General features: G+C 65.9%; 13 protein-coding genes and 2 riboswitches. Of the genes, 6 read left to right on the top strand and 7 right to left on the bottom strand.

Annotated features, from left to right (window positions below; all coding sequences use genetic code 11):
• The 5 genes from cobW to O6W96_RS02290 form a co-directional block, all read right to left on the bottom strand.
• Complete coding sequence (gene cobW / locus O6W96_RS02310) at window positions 1–1038, bottom strand: cobalamin biosynthesis protein CobW (RefSeq protein WP_353468056.1); 1038 nt, start codon at window positions 1036–1038, stop codon at window positions 1–3.
• A 100-nt stretch (window positions 1039–1138) separates the two neighbouring features.
• Window positions 1139–1348: riboswitch (cobalamin riboswitch) on the bottom strand.
• 228 nt (window positions 1349–1576) lie between these two features.
• Window positions 1577–2626, bottom strand: coding sequence for a HoxN/HupN/NixA family nickel/cobalt transporter (locus tag O6W96_RS02305; RefSeq protein ID WP_353468055.1), 1050 nt, complete (start codon window positions 2624–2626; stop codon window positions 1577–1579).
• A 182-nt stretch (window positions 2627–2808) separates the two neighbouring features.
• Window positions 2809–3025, bottom strand: a riboswitch (cobalamin riboswitch).
• Window positions 3026–3086: 61 nt separating this feature from the next.
• Window positions 3087–5195: a S9 family peptidase gene (locus tag O6W96_RS02300; RefSeq protein WP_353468054.1), complete on the bottom strand. Its 2109-nt coding sequence runs from the start codon at window positions 5193–5195 to the stop codon at window positions 3087–3089.
• The gene (locus O6W96_RS02295; RefSeq protein ID WP_353468053.1) at window positions 5192–7255 is read right to left on the bottom strand and encodes a S9 family peptidase; all 2064 of its coding nucleotides are present in this window, start codon (window positions 7253–7255) and stop codon (window positions 5192–5194) included. The genes O6W96_RS02300 and O6W96_RS02295 overlap by 4 nt, the downstream gene beginning before the upstream one ends.
• A gap of 42 nt (window positions 7256–7297) precedes the next feature.
• Window positions 7298–8668: a cytochrome P450 gene (locus O6W96_RS02290; protein ID WP_353468052.1), complete on the bottom strand. Its 1371-nt coding sequence runs from the start codon at window positions 8666–8668 to the stop codon at window positions 7298–7300.
• Window positions 8669–8772: 104 nt separating this feature from the next.
• Here O6W96_RS02290 and O6W96_RS02285 point away from each other — a divergent pair, with 104 nt between their 5' ends.
• The gene (locus O6W96_RS02285) at window positions 8773–9552 is read left to right on the top strand and encodes an SDR family NAD(P)-dependent oxidoreductase (RefSeq protein ID WP_353468051.1); all 780 of its coding nucleotides are present in this window, start codon (window positions 8773–8775) and stop codon (window positions 9550–9552) included.
• Between the two features lie 186 nt (window positions 9553–9738).
• Here the strand turns inward: O6W96_RS02285 and O6W96_RS02280 are convergent, their stop codons facing one another.
• Window positions 9739–11358: a choline dehydrogenase gene (locus O6W96_RS02280; protein ID WP_353468050.1), complete on the bottom strand. Its 1620-nt coding sequence runs from the start codon at window positions 11356–11358 to the stop codon at window positions 9739–9741.
• A 56-nt stretch (window positions 11359–11414) separates the two neighbouring features.
• On the bottom strand, window positions 11415–11969 hold the full coding sequence (locus O6W96_RS02275) for a TetR/AcrR family transcriptional regulator (RefSeq protein WP_353468049.1): 555 nt from the start codon (window positions 11967–11969) through the stop codon (window positions 11415–11417).
• 119 nt (window positions 11970–12088) lie between these two features.
• Between O6W96_RS02275 and O6W96_RS02270 the strand changes: the two genes are divergently transcribed.
• Genes O6W96_RS02270 through O6W96_RS02250 form a run of 5 tightly spaced genes read left to right on the top strand, consistent with a single transcriptional unit; the run spans window position 12089 to window position 18124 of the window.
• Complete coding sequence (locus O6W96_RS02270; RefSeq protein WP_353468048.1) at window positions 12089–13342, top strand: acetyl-CoA C-acetyltransferase; 1254 nt, start codon at window positions 12089–12091, stop codon at window positions 13340–13342.
• Window positions 13342–14880, top strand: a complete 1539-nt coding sequence (locus O6W96_RS02265; RefSeq protein ID WP_353468047.1) for an acyl-CoA synthetase — start codon at window positions 13342–13344, stop codon at window positions 14878–14880. The genes O6W96_RS02270 and O6W96_RS02265 overlap by 1 nt, the downstream gene beginning before the upstream one ends.
• A complete protein-coding gene (locus tag O6W96_RS02260) occupies window positions 14877–15974 on the top strand; it encodes an acyl-CoA dehydrogenase family protein (protein WP_353468046.1) in 1098 nt (365 codons plus the stop codon). Before O6W96_RS02265 ends, O6W96_RS02260 begins: the two co-directional genes overlap by 4 nt.
• Before the next feature lie 12 nt (window positions 15975–15986).
• Window positions 15987–17192, top strand: coding sequence for an acyl-CoA dehydrogenase family protein (locus O6W96_RS02255; protein ID WP_353468045.1), 1206 nt, complete (start codon window positions 15987–15989; stop codon window positions 17190–17192).
• A gap of 23 nt (window positions 17193–17215) precedes the next feature.
• Window positions 17216–18124, top strand: coding sequence for a hypothetical protein (locus O6W96_RS02250; protein WP_353468044.1), 909 nt, complete (start codon window positions 17216–17218; stop codon window positions 18122–18124).
• Window positions 18125–18212 lie beyond the last annotated feature (88 nt).

Raw genomic sequence — 18212 nt, 5'->3', positions numbered from 1 at the left:
TCAGCCGTCCAGCGCGGCCTTGATGCGGGCCTCGTCGATCCGGTCGTGCTCGGCGATCACCACCAGTTGCGTGCGGCGCTGTTCGCCTGCGCGCCACGGACGGTCGTATTGCGTGCGGACTCGGGCGCCGACGGCTTGGACGAGCAGACGCATCGGTTTGCCGGTGACAGCCGCGTAGCCTTTCACGCGGAGGATGTCGGCGCTGCGGGCGAGCGCTTCGATCTTCGCGGTGAGATCAGCGGGGTCGGCGATCTCACCAAGCTCGACGACGACGCTGTCGAAATCGTCATGCTCGTGGTCGTCCTCGCCGTCGTGATGCGAGGGGCGGCTGGCGATGTCGTCTTCGGCTGCGGCGTTCAGGCCGAGGATCAGGCGCGGATCGATGATGCCGTCGGTCAGGTCGATCACCGGGAGCGGCCGTGCGGACTCCGCGGCGATGACGGCGCGTGCCTTGGCGACGCCCTCGGGGCCGGCGAGATCGACTTTGGTCAGCAGAACGAGATCGGCGCAGGCGAGCTGGTCCTCGAACACCTCCGACAACGGCGTCTCGTGATCGACGCTCGGGTCGGCGGCGCGTTGTGCGTCGAGTGCAGCCACGTCCGGCGCGAACCGCCCGGCGGCGACCGCCTCGGCATCGGCGAGCGCGAGCACGCCATCGACAGTGATACGCGACCGGATCGCCGGCCACTCGAACGCCTTCAGCAGCGGCTTGGGCAGCGCGAGGCCGGACGTCTCTATCAGGATGTGATCGGGGCGCGGGTCGAGCGCGAGCAGCGTCTCGACGGTCGGGATGAAATCGTCCGCGACGGTGCAGCAGATGCAGCCGTTCGCCAGCTCGATCACGTTCTCCGCCGGGCAATCGGGGATCGCACAGCCCTTCAGAATGTCGCCGTCGATGCCGAGCGTGCCGAATTCGTTGACGACGACGGCGAGACGGCGGCCGTTCGCGTTGCGGATCAGGTGGCTGATGAGCGTGGTCTTGCCGGCGCCCAGAAAGCCGGTGACGATGGTGACGGGGACCTTTGAAAGATCGGGCATTGGTATTCTCCTGCGAGCACACGCACGCACGACCATAGGGCCGCACGCGTTCGTCGCTCAAACGGAGTACCGTGCCGCGACCATCCCCTGGATCGTAGCAAGAGCGACCGTTGCGCTGGCAGGTCTCCTGGCTCGCGGGTCGAGGCTCGACGTACGCCTTCCCAGGTTTCCCCAGTGGCTGCCCTTGCATAAAGGGCGTGTGCGTCTCGCTCACCGCTTACAGTTGCAGGGACAGCCGCGGCATTGGGAGAAACTCCCGCACCGCATTCCCATTCAAGCCCCGAAGGGCACCGGCGCGATCTGTGAGGTTCGGTGAAACCGAGCCTCGGGGTGGGTTAGAGTAATTCAGAGAGCGTGCCAATTCGCATATCGCTAGTTTTCGATCCTCCCCCGCCAGGGGGGGTGGCACCGGAGGTGACGGAGGGGGCGGATACGGAACAAACGTGATCGTCGTCCTCCCCCTCCGTCTGGCTAGTGCCAGCCACCTCCCCCTGGCGGGGGAGGATCGAGAGCGCGTCCAACTCAGTTATGACGCCAGCTATCCGTGCACGACTTCGATCTCGTCGAAGCGTTTCCAGCGGTAGATCGCGAAGCTCAGCACCCAGCAGAGCACGAACAGGCCGATGATCGCGAAGCCGAGGCCGTTGAAGTTCTCGCCGAGCGCCGTTGCGATGTCCCATATGCCGCCGGTGAAGCCGAGCTTCGATCCGAGCAGGGCGAGCGTCTCGATCCCACCGATCGCGATCGCGACGATCGCCGAGATCAAGGTGATCGTGATGTTGTAGTAGAGCTTGCGGATCGGCTTCACGAACGCCCATTCATAGGCGCCGAGCATGACGACGCCGTCCGCAGTATCGACGAGCGCCATGCCGGTCGCGAACAGTACCGGGAGGACGAGGACGACACCGATCGAGAGACCGTCGGCGGCCTGGCTTGCTGAGAGGCCAAGGATCGCGACCTCCGTCGCCGTGTCGAAGCCCAGGCCAAACAGGAAGCCGAGTGGCGCCATGTGCCAGCTCCGCGTGACCAGTCGGAACATCGGGCGGAACAGACGTGCGAGCAGGCCGCGGTTGCCGAGGAGGAGGTCGAGGTCCTCCTCGACATAGGTGCCGCCGCCGCGGACATGGCCGAAGGTGCGCCACACCGAGCGGAGGATGATTAGGTTCATCGCGGCGATCGTGAACAGGAACACAGCGGAGATGACGGTCGCGACCACCCCGCCGACTTGCTTGAACGCCTCGAACTGCGACAGCGCATTGGCGGTCAGTGCGATCGCGACGGCCGCGATGAGCACGATGCCGGAATGCCCGATCGCGAACCAGAAGCCGACCGCGATCGGGCGCTGGCCGTCCTGCATCAGCTTGCGCGTCACGTTGTCGATCGCCGCGATATGATCCGCATCGACCGCGTGGCGCAGGCCGAGGCCCCAGGCCAGCAAAGCCGTGCCGAGCATCAGCGGTTGCGCGTGGAAAAGCGAAAACGCCCAGCACCATGCGGCGATGTTGGCCGCGACCAGGCCTGCGAACATCCAGCCGATGCGCTTTCGGGTCGAACCCCGTGTCGGTCGTTCCATCGTCAAAGTCGTCATGCACAAACCCCGCAGCGTCCGACGAGGACCGGGGCCTGCCGCGAACGGCCGGGCCATGCGACGACCGGACGCCATGAGCGACCGACGCACGACGCCGATGCGGCCCCCGCCACATGGTCGTCGCTCAGCCAGTGTCACGCAGGCGGCGTTCACCGTGCCTCGGCCACCCCCTGGACCGGGACAAGAGCGACCAGACGCCGGCAGGTCTCCTGGCTCGCGGGTCAAAGCTCCTCGCCACGCCTTCCCAGGTCGTCGACCCAGTGGCTGCCCTCGCGAAAAGGGCTCGTGCGTCTCGCTCACCGCTTACAGTTGCAGGGACAGCCGCGGCATGGGACGGCGAACCGTCCGCACCGCATTCCCAATCAAGCCCTTCCGGGCACCGACGCGATCACGGGAAACGGCTGCAAGCCGCGTCCCGCATGATCGGTACCCTGCTTTGGGTCGCGTGCCAACGGTCGCGCTATTTCGCGAGGCCAAGCTGTTGCAGCATGAACGCCTGCCATTCCGAATTCTGGCGATAGCGCTCGAAGCGGCCCGACTTGCCGCCATGCCCGGCCTCCATATTGACGCGGAACAGCAGCGGGTTCTTGTCGGTCTTGAGTTCGCGGAGTTTCGCTACCCACTTGGTCGGCTCGTAATATTGCACCTGGCTGTCCCATAGCCCGGTGCCGACATACAGCGCGGGATACGCCTTCGCCTTGACGTTGTCGTACGGCGAATAGCTCAGCATATAGTCGTACGACGCTTTCTGCGCGGGGTTGCCCCACTCGTCATACTCGAACGTCGTCAGCGGGATCGACGCGTCGAGCATCGTCGTCACCACGTCGACGAACGGCACCTGCGCGATGATCAGCTTGTAGTCCGCGGGCGCCATGTTCGCGACGCTGCCCATCAGCAGCCCGCCCGCGCTGCCGCCCATCGCTGCGACACGGTCTTTGGCCGCGTATTTTTGCGCGACGAGATAGCGGGTGACGTCGATGAAGTCGGTGAAACTGTTCTTCTTGTTGAGCAGATGCCCGTCGTCATACCAGCCGCGGCCCATCTCCTGCCCGCCGCGGATATGCGCGATCGCGTAGATCACGCCGCGATCGAGCAGGCCGATGCGACCGGGGTCGACGCCCGGATCGCTCGAGATTCCGTAGCTACCATAGGCGTATTGGAAGAGCGGCGCGGTGCCGTCGCGCTTGGTGCCCTTGGCGTAGACCAGCGACACGGGGATGCGCGTGCCGTCACGCGCGGGTGCCCAGACGCGTTCGGTGACGTATTTCGCGGGATCGTAGCCCGGCATTGGTGCGACCTTCAGCACGCGACGCTCGCCGGTTTTCGCGTTGACCTCGTAGGTCGTGGTCGGCGTCACGAGCGAGCCGTAAGTGTAGCGCACCCACGGCGTCGCGGTCTCTTCGTTGACGTCGAGCGACATGCGATAGGCGGGCTCGTCGGCGGTCACCGCGGTCGACTTGCCCGCATCGTTCAGGACGCGGATGATGCGGTTGCCGCCCTCGCGTTGGTCGATCGCGACGAAGCCGTCGAACGGTCTGAAGCCTTCGATGAAGACGGTGTCGCTGGCCGGCGTCAGGTCGCGCCATGCCGTCGTTCCTTTCGCCAGATCGGTGTCGACGACGGTGACGAGCTTGTAGTTCTTCGCGGCCTTGTTGGTGCGGATGATCCAGCGGTTGCCGATGTGATCCGCGCTGTAGCGGAACTCGCGCGCGCGTGGTGCGACAATCGTAAAACTGGTCGGTGCCGCGGCCGGCGCGCAGCGTTGCTCGTCGCTGACCGTGCTGCTCACGCCGATGCAGACGAACTTGTCGTCGGCGGTGCGCGAGACGCCCATCGAATAGGTGTCGTCCTTTTCCTCGTACAACAGCCGATCGCTGGCGACCGGCGTGCCGAGGACGTGCGCCTTCACTCGGTAGCCGCGCAGCGTGACCGGGTCCTTCTCGACGTAGAGCAACGTCTTGTTGTCATCCGCCCAGACGACGTTCGGCTCTATGTTCGAGAGCGTGTCGGCGATCGTTGCGCCGGTCGCGAGGTCCTTCACCTTGAGGACATACTGGCGACGGCCGACGGTGTCTTCGGCCCAGGCGACGCGGCGGTTGTCGGGGCTTACTGCCCAGTCGCTCAGCGCGAAGAAGCTGTGGCCCTTCGCCATCGCCGGCTGGTCGAACAGCGTTTCGGCAGGCGCGGTGCGGCTGCCCTTGCGGCGTTCGAGGATCGGATAATCCGCCCCGGTCTGGAACCGCGATCCGTAATAATAGCCGTTCTTCGCGTACGGGACCGAGCTGTCGTCCTGCTTGATATGTGAGACGGTCTCTTCGTAGAGCTTGGCCTGGAGCGGTTTCAGCGACGCGAGTTGCGCATCGGCATAGGCGTTCTCCGCGGCGAGATAGGTGAGCATCTCGGGGTTCTTCCGCGTGTCGTCGCGCAGCCAGTAATAATCGTCCTCGCGCGCGCCGTTGGGCGACGTCACCTGGAACGGCTTCTTCGCGACGCGCGGCGGCTGGACCTGCGCAACCGCCGCGGTCGAGACCAGCGCTACGCCGGCCAGCATCATGTACCGCGCCGTCACTGTGCTGCTCCGGTCGCGACTGCCGGCTTCCGATAGCGATCGAACCAGGCGATGATCGCCGACGCTTTTGCGGCCGATTGCGACGGGCGAGCGGCGAGGCCACCGTGGCTTGCGCCCGGCACCTTCACCAGCGCGGTCGGTACGCCGCGGATCTGGAGCGCCGCGTAATATTGCTCGGACTCGCTGACCGGCGTCCGGTAATCGTCGCCCCCGACCACGACCAGGGTCGGCGTCTTGACGTTGCCGACCAGGCTCAGCGGCGAGCGGTTCCAATAGCTCATCGGATCCTCCCACGGCAGCTTGGTGAACCAATAGCGCGAGGTGAACAGCGTGTTGTCCATCGTCAGCGCCTCGCTGATCCAGTTGATCACCGGCTTCTGCGTCGCCGCGGCCTTGAACCGGTCGGTCTTGCCGACGATCCACGCGGTCAGCAGCCCGCCGCCCGAGCCGCCGGTCACGAACAGATTGTCCGGATCGGCGGTCCCTTCCTTGATCGCCGCGTCGACCGAGGCGATCAGGTCGTCATAATCGGCGGCGGGATAGGTCTTGTCGATCAGGTTTGCGAACTCGGCCCCGTAAGAGGTCGACCCGCGCGGGTTGGTCCAGAGCACCGCGTAACCGGCAGCGGCGTAGAGCTGCATGTCGGTGGCGAAACCGGGGCCGTACGCGGCGTTCGGCCCGCCGTGGATTTCGAGGATCAGCGGCACGCGCTGGCCTGCGGCACGGCCCGGCGGGGTCGCGAGCCATGCGTCGATCGGGCGACCGTCGGGCGCGGTCACTGCGATCTTGCGGACCGGTGCGAGCGCCTTCGATCCGGTCAGCACCGCGTTGAGCGTCGTCAGGCGGCGCGGCTTCCCGCCCGCCAGCACCCAGACGTCGGCGGGGGCGCTCGCGTCGCCGCCGGTATAGGCGATCGTGCCGCCCTTCGAGACCGAGAACTCGCCGCCGGTATAGGGCCGGTCTAGCCCGCCGCCCGCAACGTTGTCGATCAGCGGCGTGACGCGGCCATCAACACTGACACGTGCAACGCGGCGCTGGCCGTGGTCGTCATAGCTCGCATACAGGCTGCGGCCATCGGCGGACCACACCGCGTCCTCGATCGCGCGGTCGAGCGTGGCGGTGAGCGAGCGCGGCGAGGCGGCGTCGCGGTCGCCGACATAGAGCTGCGTGTTCTCGTAGCTGCGGCGCTTGTCGTCGAAGCCGAGCCACGCGATCTTTGAGCCGTCCGGGGAGACGCGTGGCTGCGCATCGGGACCGTCACGCGTGGTCAGCGTCCGCATCGTGCCGCTCGCCGCATCGACCGCGATCACGTCGGAGTTCATCACCTGGCGATCGGCGGCTGGTCCGCGGATCGCGGCGAAGACGATGCTGCGGCCGTCTGGCGTCCACGAAAGCGGGCCGCCATCGTCGAACTTGCCGTAGGTCAGTTGTCGCGCGGCGCCGCCGTCCGCGCCGACCACGAACATATGGTCGTAGCCCGGCTTCACATAGCCCGGCCCGTCGTTGCGGTAATTGACCCGGTCGATGATGGTCAACGGCTCAGCCCATTTCGCGCCCTCCGGCTTGGGCGGCTGCGTGCCGAGCTTGGTTCCCTCGCCCGCCACCGTCGCGATGTAGGCGAGCTTGGTCCCGTCCGGCGACCAGGCGAGCGCCTGTGGATCGCCGGGGAAGCTTGTCACGCGCGCGCTTTGCGCACCGCCGATCCAGCGGACGAACAGCTGCGATCCCTCGCCGTCGCGCGCGGCATAGGCGATTCTTGCCCCGTCGGGCGACCAGCGCGGGCTGCCGCCGTCGGTGGCGAACGGCGTCTGGCGACCGCTCGCGACGTCGATCAGCCAGAGCGACGATTGCATCTTGTCGGTCATCACGTCGCCGGTGCGGCGGACATAGACGATCGTCTTGCCGTCCGGGCTGATCTGCGGATCGGCCGCGATCGTCAGGCCGAACAAGTCGCTCCCGGTGAAGCTGCGCGTCGGTCCGTCCGCTACCGGTGCGGCCGGTTGTTGCTGGGCATAGGCCGGCGTTGCCGCGAGCAGGAGGAGGGCAAGGGTCAAGCGCAACGAACGGCTCCTTCGATTGAACCGCGTTACGATGACACATTATTACGTGGAGGCAAGCGGTACGAACGTGACCGGCAAACCATCCTTCGGGCGCGGGATCGGAAACACCTGCCACGCGTCACCGCTGCCCGCCGCCGCCTCGATCCGGTAGCGCGTGAGCAGATGCGCGATCAGCAGCCGCATCTGCATCGTCGCGAAGTGCAGCCCGATGCACATGTGGGCGCCGCCGCCGAACGGCACCCAGGCGAACCGGTGGCGACCCTTCGATGCCTCGGGCGTGAAGCGGAGCGGGTCGAACTTGTCGGGATCAGGCCAATGCTCGGCCATGCGGTGCGTATAGGTGATGCCCGTGCCGACGCTCGTCCCGGCGGGAATGTCATACCCGCCGAAGCTGAAATCCTTGAGCGCGCGCCGCGGGATCGACGGGACGGGCGGCATCATCCGCAGCGATTCCTTGAACGCATATTCGGTGAGTACGAGACGATCGAGCTGCTCGGTCAGCGGCAGCGCCGTATCCAGCGCGGCGACCTCCTCGCGCAGCCGCTCCTGCCAGTCCGGGTTGCGCGCGAGCAGCATGACGAGACTCGTCGCGGACGAGGTGATCGTGTCGTGCGCGGCCATCATCAGGAAGTTCATGTGGTCGGCGATCGCCAGCGCGGTCAGCGGCGCGCCGTCGTCGTCGGTCGCGCGGCAGAATTGCGAGAAGAAATCCTGGCCGTTTCCGGTGCGTCGTGCGGGGATTTCGCGCTCGAAGAAGTCGACCAGATACGCGCGGGCACGCACACCCTTGCGCATCTGCGTGCCGGGCCAGGGTTTGCGGATCGGCGAGACGCTCGCCTGGACCTCGTCGACGAACGCCTGGTTGATCCGGTCCGCCTCCGCGCCGAGCGGCACGCCGAGAAAGCTGGTCGCGGCGAGATCGAGCGTGAGCTTTTTCACCACATCGTAGAAGCGCAAGGTCTGCCCGGCCCAGCCACCGATTGCCGCCTCGATTCCCGCATCGAGCTCGGTCGCATAATGCCGCATCGGCTCGGGCTTGAAGGCAATCGACAGCGCCTTCCGGTCGGCGCGGTGCTTGTCGAAATCCATCAGCATCAAGCCGCGCGGGAACAGCAGGTTGAGGAGCGGGCCCCAGCCCTGTTCGGACGAGAAGATCTTGTCGCGGTCGAATAGCACTAGCTCGTTCGCGTCTGGACCGAGCAGGTTGACGCCGGTCCCGCCAAGCGCGCGGTTGCGATAGATCGGGCCGTAGCGCGCCGCCATGCCCTCCGAAAACGCGATCGGATCGGCGAGCAATTTGAAGGTGTTGCCGACGAACGGCAGGCCGTTGCTGCCCGGAATATGATCGAGCGCGCCTTTAGGCTGGCGCGGGAGCCAGTGCGGACTGGCGTTCTGCAACATGGCGTGGCTCATCGACGGATCCTCAGCGACATGCCGGCTTGGCAAGTCCCGGATACCGGCATAACTATTGTTCTGCAACCGGGGCGCGGATCCCGGGGCTTTGATAGGAGAGATGCATGGACCTCGCAAACAGTGCCGCCGTGGTGACCGGCGGCGCGTCGGGATTGGGCGCGGCAACCGCGCGCGCGCTGGCCGCCAAGGGTGTGAAGGTGGCGATCTTCGACCTCCAGGCGGACAAGGGCGAAGCGCTCGCGGACGAGATCGGCGGCGTGTTCTGCAAGGTCGATGTCACGTCCGACGACAGCGTCGATGCGGGGTTCGCAGCGGCGCGCGCCGCGCACGGCCAGGAGCGAATCCTGGTCAATTGCGCGGGCACGGGGAATGCGGCGAAGACGGCGGGGCGATCGAAGCAGGATGGCTCAATCAAGCATTTCCCGCTCGATGCGTTCGACCGGATCATCCAGATCAACCTCGTCGGCACGTTCCGTTGTCTCGCGAAGTCGGCGGCGGGGATGCTGACGTTGGAGCCTGGCGAGGACGGCGAGCGTGGGGCGATCGTTAATACCGCGAGTGCGGCTGCGGAGGACGGCCAGATGGGGCAAGCCGCGTATTCCGCGTCGAAGGCAGGCGTGGTTGGGATGACTTTGCCGATCGCGCGCGACCTGATGAGCGAAGGGATCCGGGTGAATACGATCCTGCCGGGGATCTTCGACACGCCGTTGCTGGCCGCCGCCCCGCAGCAGGTGCGTGATGCGCTGGCGGCTTCTGTGCCGTTTCCGAAGAGGCTCGGCCGGCCGGAGGAGTTTGCGGCGCTGGCGCTGACGATGATCGAATGTGGGTATTTCAATGGGGAGGATGTGCGACTGGATGGCGCGATCCGGATGGCACCGCGGTAACGGGATGAACGTTGGCTCATAAAAAACATCCCCCCGGCGGAAGCCGGGGCCCAGTTGGGGAACGTTGCTAACGAGGAACTGCGCTCAGTTACTACGACCTTTCCAACTGGGCCCCGGCCTCCGCCGGGATGGTGCCTCGTCGCCAAGGTGGTGCCTCGTCGCCGAGGTGGTGCTTGGTAGCGGCCCTTATGCTGCCCGCGCCAGTTGCCGCCCCTTGATCATATCCGCCGCCTTTTCCGCGATCATGATCGTCGGCGCGTTGGTGTTGGACCCGATCAGCGTCGGCATCACAGAGGCGTCCACCACCCGGAGCCCCTGCAAACCGCGGACAGCCAAGGTTGCATCGACCACCGCCAGCTTATCGTCCGCGGTCCCCATCTTGCACGTCCCCACCGGGTGGTAGATCGTCTCAGCCGTCCGCCTTACCCAGGCGTCGATCTCGTCGTCGGTCCGCACATCCTCGCCCGGCGACAGTTCCCCAGCGCGGTACGGATCGAGCGCAGCTTGGCGTGCCACGTCGCGCCCGATCCCGACGCACGCGCGCATCACTCGACGATCTTCTGCGGTCGCCAGATAGTTCGCAGCTATCACCGGATCGGCGAACGGATCGGCCGAGCGCAGCCCGATCCGCCCCCGGCTTTCGGGGCGCAATTGGCAGAGATGCAGCGTGAAGCCGTCCTCGGTCGCCTTTACCTTGCCGTGATCCCGCATGATCGCGAGCACCGCGTGGATCTGTACGTCGGGCCGCGACAGACCCTCGCGCGACGACACGAACGCACCCGCTTCGAGGAACTGCTGCCGCCCCGCGCCCTTGCCGCGCAACAGGTAATTGAGCCCGACGCCGATCATCCCGACGCCTTTGGTCATCGCGTACCCGGTTCGCAGCCCGCGCGATTTCCAGTTCATCACGACGTCGAGATGATCCTGAAGGTTCTCCCCGACACCCGGCAGCGCATGCACCACGCCCATACCCGCCGCGGTCAGCCGATCCGGATCGCCGATCCCCGAAAGCTGTAGAATATGCGGCGACTGCACCGCCCCCGCGCACAGCAAGACCTCGCGCGTCGCCGTCACGCTTTCAGCCCGCGCCCCCTTGTCGAGGACGTAGTCGACACCGACCGCGTGCCCCTTGTCGATCCGGATCCGCGTCGTCCGCGCGCCGGTCACGCAGGTCAGGTTACGCCGCGACAATACCGGGCGAAGATACGCCGCCGCGGTGCTCCAGCGTTTCCCGTCCGCCACCGTCAGGTCGTAGCGGCCGAACCCCTCCTGGCTCGCGCCGTTGAAGTCTTCGGTCACCGGATAGCCTGCCTGCCGCCCTGCTTCGATCAGCGCCTCATAAAACGGGCTGTCGGACTCACCGCCCGAGATCGTCAGCGGACCGCCACCACCGTGCAGGGCGCACTCGCCGCGATGATGCCCCTCAAGCCGTTTGAAATACGGCAGCACGTCGTCGAACGACCAACCGGGCAAGCCCATCTGTCGCCACTCGTCATAATCCTGTGGATGTCCCCGCGTATAGACCATGCCATTAATCGACGAGCTGCCGCCCAGCCCCTTGCCGCGCGGCCACCACAGACGCCGGTCGTCGAGATGCGGCTCGGGCTCGGTCGAGAAGCCCCAGTTGCTCGCATTCTTGCTCTTGATGAGTTCGCCGACCCCTGCGGGCATCCGCACCAGCACGCCGTCGTTGCGCCCGCCCGCTTCGAGCAGCAGCACGCTCACGTCGGGGTCCTCGGTCAGTCGCGCGGCGAGCACACAGCCGGCCGAGCCCGCGCCGATAATCACGTAGTCATACGTCTGCATGCCCGCATCCTCTTGTTCGCGCTCCGCTTTTTACGGAGTCGCGTCAGTCCGTCACGCTAGCGCTCGCACAGCAAGGTCAGCAATCCCTCACGAACGACGCTGCGCTCAATCCCTTCGGCAGCATGGACCTGACTGAGGCCGATCGCCAACAGCGCATAGCTGCGGATCCCCGCCTCGGCAGGCTCGAACCCATGCGCCCCGAGCTGCTCAACGAGGAAGGCCATCACCTTGTCGTCATGATCGCGGATCGCCGCCGCTACCCGCGCGTCGCTTTTCGCCCAAGCCCGCATCGCCAAGGCCAGCTGTGCCATGTCGTGATCGCGAACATGATCCGCGAACGCACGGATCCGCTCGACTGGCGGAAGTCCCGACGCAGAGAGCGTGGTGATCAGCGGATCGATATGCGCTTCGACGAAATACCCGGCAAGCGCCGCGTGATACCCGTCGAAGTCCTTGAAATGATGGTAGAAACTTCCCGTCGATGCGCCGAGAGTCTGCGCCAGGCCGCGAAGCTTGAGCGCGCGCAGGCCGCCATCCTTCAACAACTGCAGCCCGATCTCCAGCCAATCACGCGGGGCCAGATCGCCGCGCGGTACCGTCGCCTCTTCCACCAATACCCTGCTTGACAAGCCATTCCCCATAACGAATGTTACGTCGTACCGAAGCCGGACGCAATCCGGCATCAGGCACCACGATCGGATCGAACCGGCGGGTGCAACAGGAGAGCGATGTGGCCGAGGCACTGATCATCGACGCCGTCCGTACCCCACGCGGGATCGGCAAGACCGGCAAGGGCGCGCTTGCGCACATGCACCCCCAACATCTCGCCGCGACCGTCCTGAAGGCGATTGCCGAGCGAAACAAGCTGGATACCGCCGATGTCGACGACATCATCTGGTCGACCTCGACGCAGCGCGGCGAGCAGAGCGGCGATCTCGGGCGGATGGCGGCGCTCGATGCGGGGTATGACGTCAAGGCGAGCGGGACGACGCTCGACCGGTTCTGCGGCGGCGGGATCACCGCGGTAAACTTCGCCGCGGCGCAGATCATGAGCGGGATGGAAGACCTCGTCATCGCCGGCGGTACCGAGATGATGTCGCTGACCACGACGATGATGCAGGACGACATGGCGGCGGGGAAGCGGCCGCTCGGGATCGGCTCGGGCAACGCCAGGCTAGATGCGGCGCATCCGCAATCGAACCAGGGCATCTGCGCCGACGCGATCGCCAGTATCGAAGGGATCGACCGCGAAACGCTCGAAGCGCTTGGGCTGGAAAGCCAGCGCCGTGCCGCGGTAGCGATCGCCGAAGGGCGGTTCGATCGCAGCCTCGTGCCTGTCACCGACGATACTGGTGCGCTGGTGCTCGAAAAGGACGAATATCCGCGGCCCGATACGACCGCCGAGGGCCTCGCGGCGTTGCGCCCTTCGTTTGCCGGGATCGCCGACATTCCGCTCGACGAGAAGGGCACGACGTATCGCAAGCAGATCAACCGCCGCTATCCCGGCCTGGAGATCGCGCATGTCCATCACGCCGGCAATTCGTCGGGCGTGGTCGATGGCGCCGCCGCGGTGCTGCTCGCGAGCGCCGATTACGCCGCCAAGCATGGGCTGAAACCGCGCGCGCGGATCGTCGCGATGGCGAACATGGGCGACGACCCGACGCTGATGCTCAACGCCCCCGTCCCCGCCGCGCGGAAAGTGCTCGCAAAGGCCGGGCTGACGGTCGACGATATCGATCTGTGGGAGATCAACGAGGCGTTCGCCGTGGTCGCCGAGAAGTTCATCCGCGACCTGAAGCTCGACCGCGACAAGGTGAACGTCAACGGTGGCTCGATCGCGCTCGGCCATCCGATCGGCGCGACCGGGGCGATCCTGGTCGGCACGATATTGGACGAACTCGAACGCCGCGACTTGAAACGCGGGCTCGTGACGATGTGCGCGGGCGGCGGGATGGCCCCGGCGATCATCATCGAGCGCGTCTGATGCACCCCGTCGCGCACGCGCTGACGGCGCCCGACAAACCCGCCTATATCATGGCGGCAACGGGCGAGACGGTGACGTATCGCGATCTCGACGAACGGGCGAACCAAGGTGCGCATCTGCTCCGCTCGCTCGGGCTGAACCGTGGCGACGGTATCGCGGTGCTGATGGACAATTCTCCGCGCTATCTGGAGGTGATGTGGGCGGCCGAACGCACCGGCGTCTATTGCACCTGCTTGTCGTCGAAACTGACCGCGAGTGAGGCGGCGTACATCATCCGCGATGGCGACTGCCGGGTGCTGATCGTGAGCAAAGGATGCGCAGAAGTGGCCGCCGCGCTAGTGTCGATGGTCGATGACGTGCGCCGTTACGTCATCGACGGCGCGATCGACGGGTATGCGGCCTACGAAGCCGCGCGCGACGCGAAGCCCGCCACGCCGATCGCCGACCCGTCGCCCGGCGGGATCCTGCTCTATTCGTCGGGCACCACCGGCAAGCCTAAGGGCGTCAAGCACGCGCTATCGGACGAGGCGTTCGGGACCAACGTCTCGCCGCTCGTGATGCTCGGCAAGGGGCTGTACGGGTTCACGCCCGAGATGGTCTATCTCTCGCCCGCGCCGCTCTATCACGCCGCGCCCTTGCGTTGGTCGATGGCGGTGCACCAGGTCGGCGGCACCGTCGTCGTGATGGAGCATTTCGACCCCGAGGCCGCGCTCGCCGCGATCGAGAGGTTCCACGTCACGCACGCGCAATGGGTGCCGACGCACTTCATCCGCCTGCTGAAACTCCCGCCCGAAGTCCGCGCCCGTTACGACGTGTCGTCGCTGAAGGCAGTCTGGCACGCCGCCGCCCCCTGCCCGCTGCCGGTCAAGCAGGCGATGATCGACTGGTGGGGCCCGATCGTCGGCGAATATTACGCGGGTACCGAAGGCAACGGGTTCTGCGCGATCTCCAGCGCGGAGTGGCTGACGCACAGGGGCTCGGTTGGCCGCAACCTGACCGCGCAGACGATGATCTGCGACGACGAAGGCAACGTATTGCCGCCGCGCGCGGAAGGTGACGTGTATTTCGCGGGCGGCGGGGCGTTCGAATACCACAACGATCCCGCCAAGACCGCGGAGGCCGCCAACGCGCACGGCTGGACCACGCTCGGCGATGTCGGCTGGCTCGACGAGGAGGGCTATCTCTACCTCACGGACCGCAAGAGCTTCATGATCATCTCGGGCGGCGTGAACATCTATCCGGCCGAGATCGAGAATCTCCTCGTCACGCACCCGAAGGTCGCCGACGTCGCGGTGATCGGCGCGCCCGACGATGAGATGGGGGAACAGGTGGTGGCGATCGTCTGCCCCGCCAACCCGTCCGAAGACCGCGCGCAACTAGCAGCCGAACTTAGCGCCTTCGCCCGCGCGAACCTCAGCCATGTGAAAGCGCCGCGCCGGATCGACTTCCGCGAGACATTGCCGCGGCACGAGACGGGGAAGCTCTACAAGCGGCTGCTCCGCGACGAATATTGGGCGCAAGCCAAGGAGTCCGCATGAACTTCGATTATTCCGACGATCAGAAATTCCTGAAGGACGAAGCGCGCAAGTTCCTGGCGGCGCATTGCGGCATCGACCGTGTCCGCGCAGTGCTCGACGATCCCGCCAAAGCGTATGATGCGGACCTGTGGAAAGCAGTCGGCGCACAAGGCTGGCTCGGCGCGGCGATCCCCGAGGAATTTGGCGGACTAGGCCTCGGCCACATCGAACTTTGCGCGATCGCTGAGGAACTTGGCCGGGCCTGCGCGCCGATCCCGTTCGCCTCGACCGTCTATTTCGTTGCGGAAGCGCTGATGCTGTACGGCAGCGACACGCAGAAGGTCCGATGGCTGCCGAGGATCGCGGCGGGCGACGTCATCGGTGCTTTCGCCACCTCGGAAGGCGCCGGCCCGGTCACTGCACGATCGGTCCGCACCACCGTCTCCGGTGGCAAACTCACGGGCGAAAAGATCCCGGTCACCGATGGCAACGTCGCCGACCTGATCGTCGTCCTAGCCCGCGACGGCCTCTACCTCGTCGAGAAGGGCGCGACCATCACCGCAGAAGTCCTTGAAACGCTGGACCCGACGCGTAGTGCGGCGCGGCTCACCTTCAATGGCGTGTCTTGCGAGAAACTTGGCAGCGACGACGGAATCGCGGCGATGCAGGCGGTGTTCGACCGTGCCGCCGTCCTGCTCGCGTTCGAGCAGCTTGGCGGCGCGGATCGCTGTCTCGAGATGGCGAAGGGCTACGCGCTCGATCGCTACGCCTTCGGACGGCAGATCGGCGGCTACCAGTCGATCAAGCACAAGCTCGCCGACATGTACGTAAAGAACGAACTCGCGCGCTCGAACGCCTATTACGGCGCGTGGGCGCTCAACGTAGGCGCCGCCGAACTCCCGCTCGCCGCCGCTACCGCGCGCGTCGCCGCCTCCGACGCCTACTGGTTCGCGTCGAAGGAGAACATCCAGACGCATGGCGGGATGGGCTTCACCTGGGAGTCCGATTGCCACCTCTATTACCGCCGCTCGCGCCAGCTCGCGCTCGTCGCCGGCAGCCCCGCCGCGTGGCGCGAACGCCTCGTCGGCCAACTCGAAATGCGCAACGCCGCCTGATCGGAGCAGCACATGGACTTCAAGGACAGCGACGCCGAAGCCACCTACCGCGCCGGCGCGCGCGCCTGGCTCGACGCGAACATCGCCGAACACGATACGGGCCATTACGACGATGACATGGCCAAGGCAAAGGCGTGGCAGGCGCGGAAAGCAGGGGGCGGCTACGCGTGCATCACCTGGCCGCAGGAATGGGGTGGTGGCGGTGGCACGCCGATCGAAAGCGTCATCTTCGGCCAGGAAGAGGGGAAACACGCGGTCGACGGCAGCTATTTCACGATCGGGCTCGGCATGTGCGTGCCGACCGTGATGGCCTATGCCGACGACGCGACCAAGCACCGCTTCGTCGGCCCCGCGGTGCGCGGCGACGAGATCTGGTCGCAGCTGTTCTCCGAACCCGCCGGCGGCTCGGACGTCGCCGCGATCCGCACGCGCGCGGTGAGAGACGGCGACGACTGGGTCATCAACGGCCAGAAGGTCTGGACCTCGGGCGCGCATTACAGCGACTATGGCATCGTCCTGGTCCGCACCAACCCCGGCGTGCCCAAGCACCAGGGCCTGACGATGTTCTGGCTCGACCTCAACGCGCCGGGGATCAAGATTCGCCCGATCCACCAGATGTCCGGCGGGTCAAGCTTCAACGAAGTCTGGTTCGAGAACGTCCGGATATCCGACGCGCAACGCCTCGGACCCGTAGACGGCGGCTGGAAAGTCGCGCTGTTCACGCTGATGAACGAACGCCTCGCGATCGGCACGAGCGGCGGGGTCGGTCCGGAGGACATCCTCGCCTTCGCAGCCCAGGCCAACGGCGCGGACGGCCCGCTGCTGAAGGACGCCGCGTTCCGCCAGACGCTTGCCGACTGGTGGGTACAATCCGAAGGCCTGCGCAACACCCGGATGCGGACGATTACCGCGCTGTCGAAGGGGCAGGTCCCCGGCCCCGAAAGCTCGATCGGCAAGATCGTCGCCGCCAACCAGTTGCAGGCGATCGGCAACACCGCGGTCGAGGCGGGCGATCAATACGGCATCATATCCGACCCCGCGCTCACCCCGCTCAAAGGCGCGTTCCACGCCGCGACGATGTGGGCGCCGGGCCTGCGCATCGCTGGGGGTACCGATGAGATCCTCAAGAACATCATCGCCGAACGCGTCCTCGGCCTCCCCGGCGAAATCCGCGTCGACAAGGACCAGGCGTTCCGGGATCTGCCGGTGGGGGCATGAGGAAGGGCGCCACCAAGCGCGCAATGTTCGTCGACACCGGAAACACCGGCAGGGGCGAACGGGTAAGGTGGGATAGCAAGATGAGATTCGGGGTACTGGGCCTCCTGGTGATCGCGTCGATGGCTGCGACGCCGGTGCTTGCGAAGACCATACTTACGCCCGGTCCGAAACCGACCGTCATCGACCCGGGTCGCAGGCCCTTCGCCTTTGAGCAGCCACCGACGATCAAGACCGATGTCGGACGCGACGAACCGTTCCTCGAAGGCGAGATCGCCTATGGCTATAGTGGCCGCGTCATCACGCCGATCCAGCGCGGAAGCGATATCGTAGCCACGGCAGGCAGCCCCGCTTACGGCGTACCCATGCGGGTACGTGACCGCGACAACCTCGCACAGATGACCGACCAACCTCAGTTCGGTGGCAAGTCTTGGGCAACCGAGGCAGGTCCGCCAGAACTTGTCTGGTGCGCCGTGACGCACAAGCCTGGAACCGCAAAGGTTGGAACAGTGTGCCTTTTCAATGAGGGACTGAGCTTTGGCGGCAATGACAGCCTGATGACCACCGCCAATTATCTCCTCGACCGGGATCAATATGGAGGCGGCGAGATCGCTCCCGCGCCGTTCGAACTCGGCGCACCAGTGCGTGTCCGCTATTACGTCCAGAATCTTGGCAAGATTGCGCGTATCAAGGGTCAGATCTGGGTCGGGGATCAGATGGTCAACCAATGGGGCTATATCTTTGGCGACATCGGACGGGGCAGCCAGCCCGATGAGCGATTGTTTTCGATTGGCGGCGGCGTCGTCGGCATCAAGCCCGATCCGGCCAGCAAAGGTCGCTTTACACTGCGGATCGCGTCACCTTTGATGCCCGGCGGCAGTGCACGACTTGTCGAGGTGCGGAACGACTCACGTATGACAGCACGGCAACCATGATAGGATAAAGTGAAACGGCAACTCACAGCCTGTTGTGGTTCAGGCTCCTTGGTTGTCCAGCGTGTCGCAAGAAGCGCTTTCGGTTTGC

The organism is Sphingomonas faeni, from assembly GCF_040407495.1.
Lineage (GTDB): Bacteria > Pseudomonadota > Alphaproteobacteria > Sphingomonadales > Sphingomonadaceae > Sphingomonas > Sphingomonas faeni_D.
This window is presented reverse-complemented; position numbering and strand designations above follow the sequence as displayed.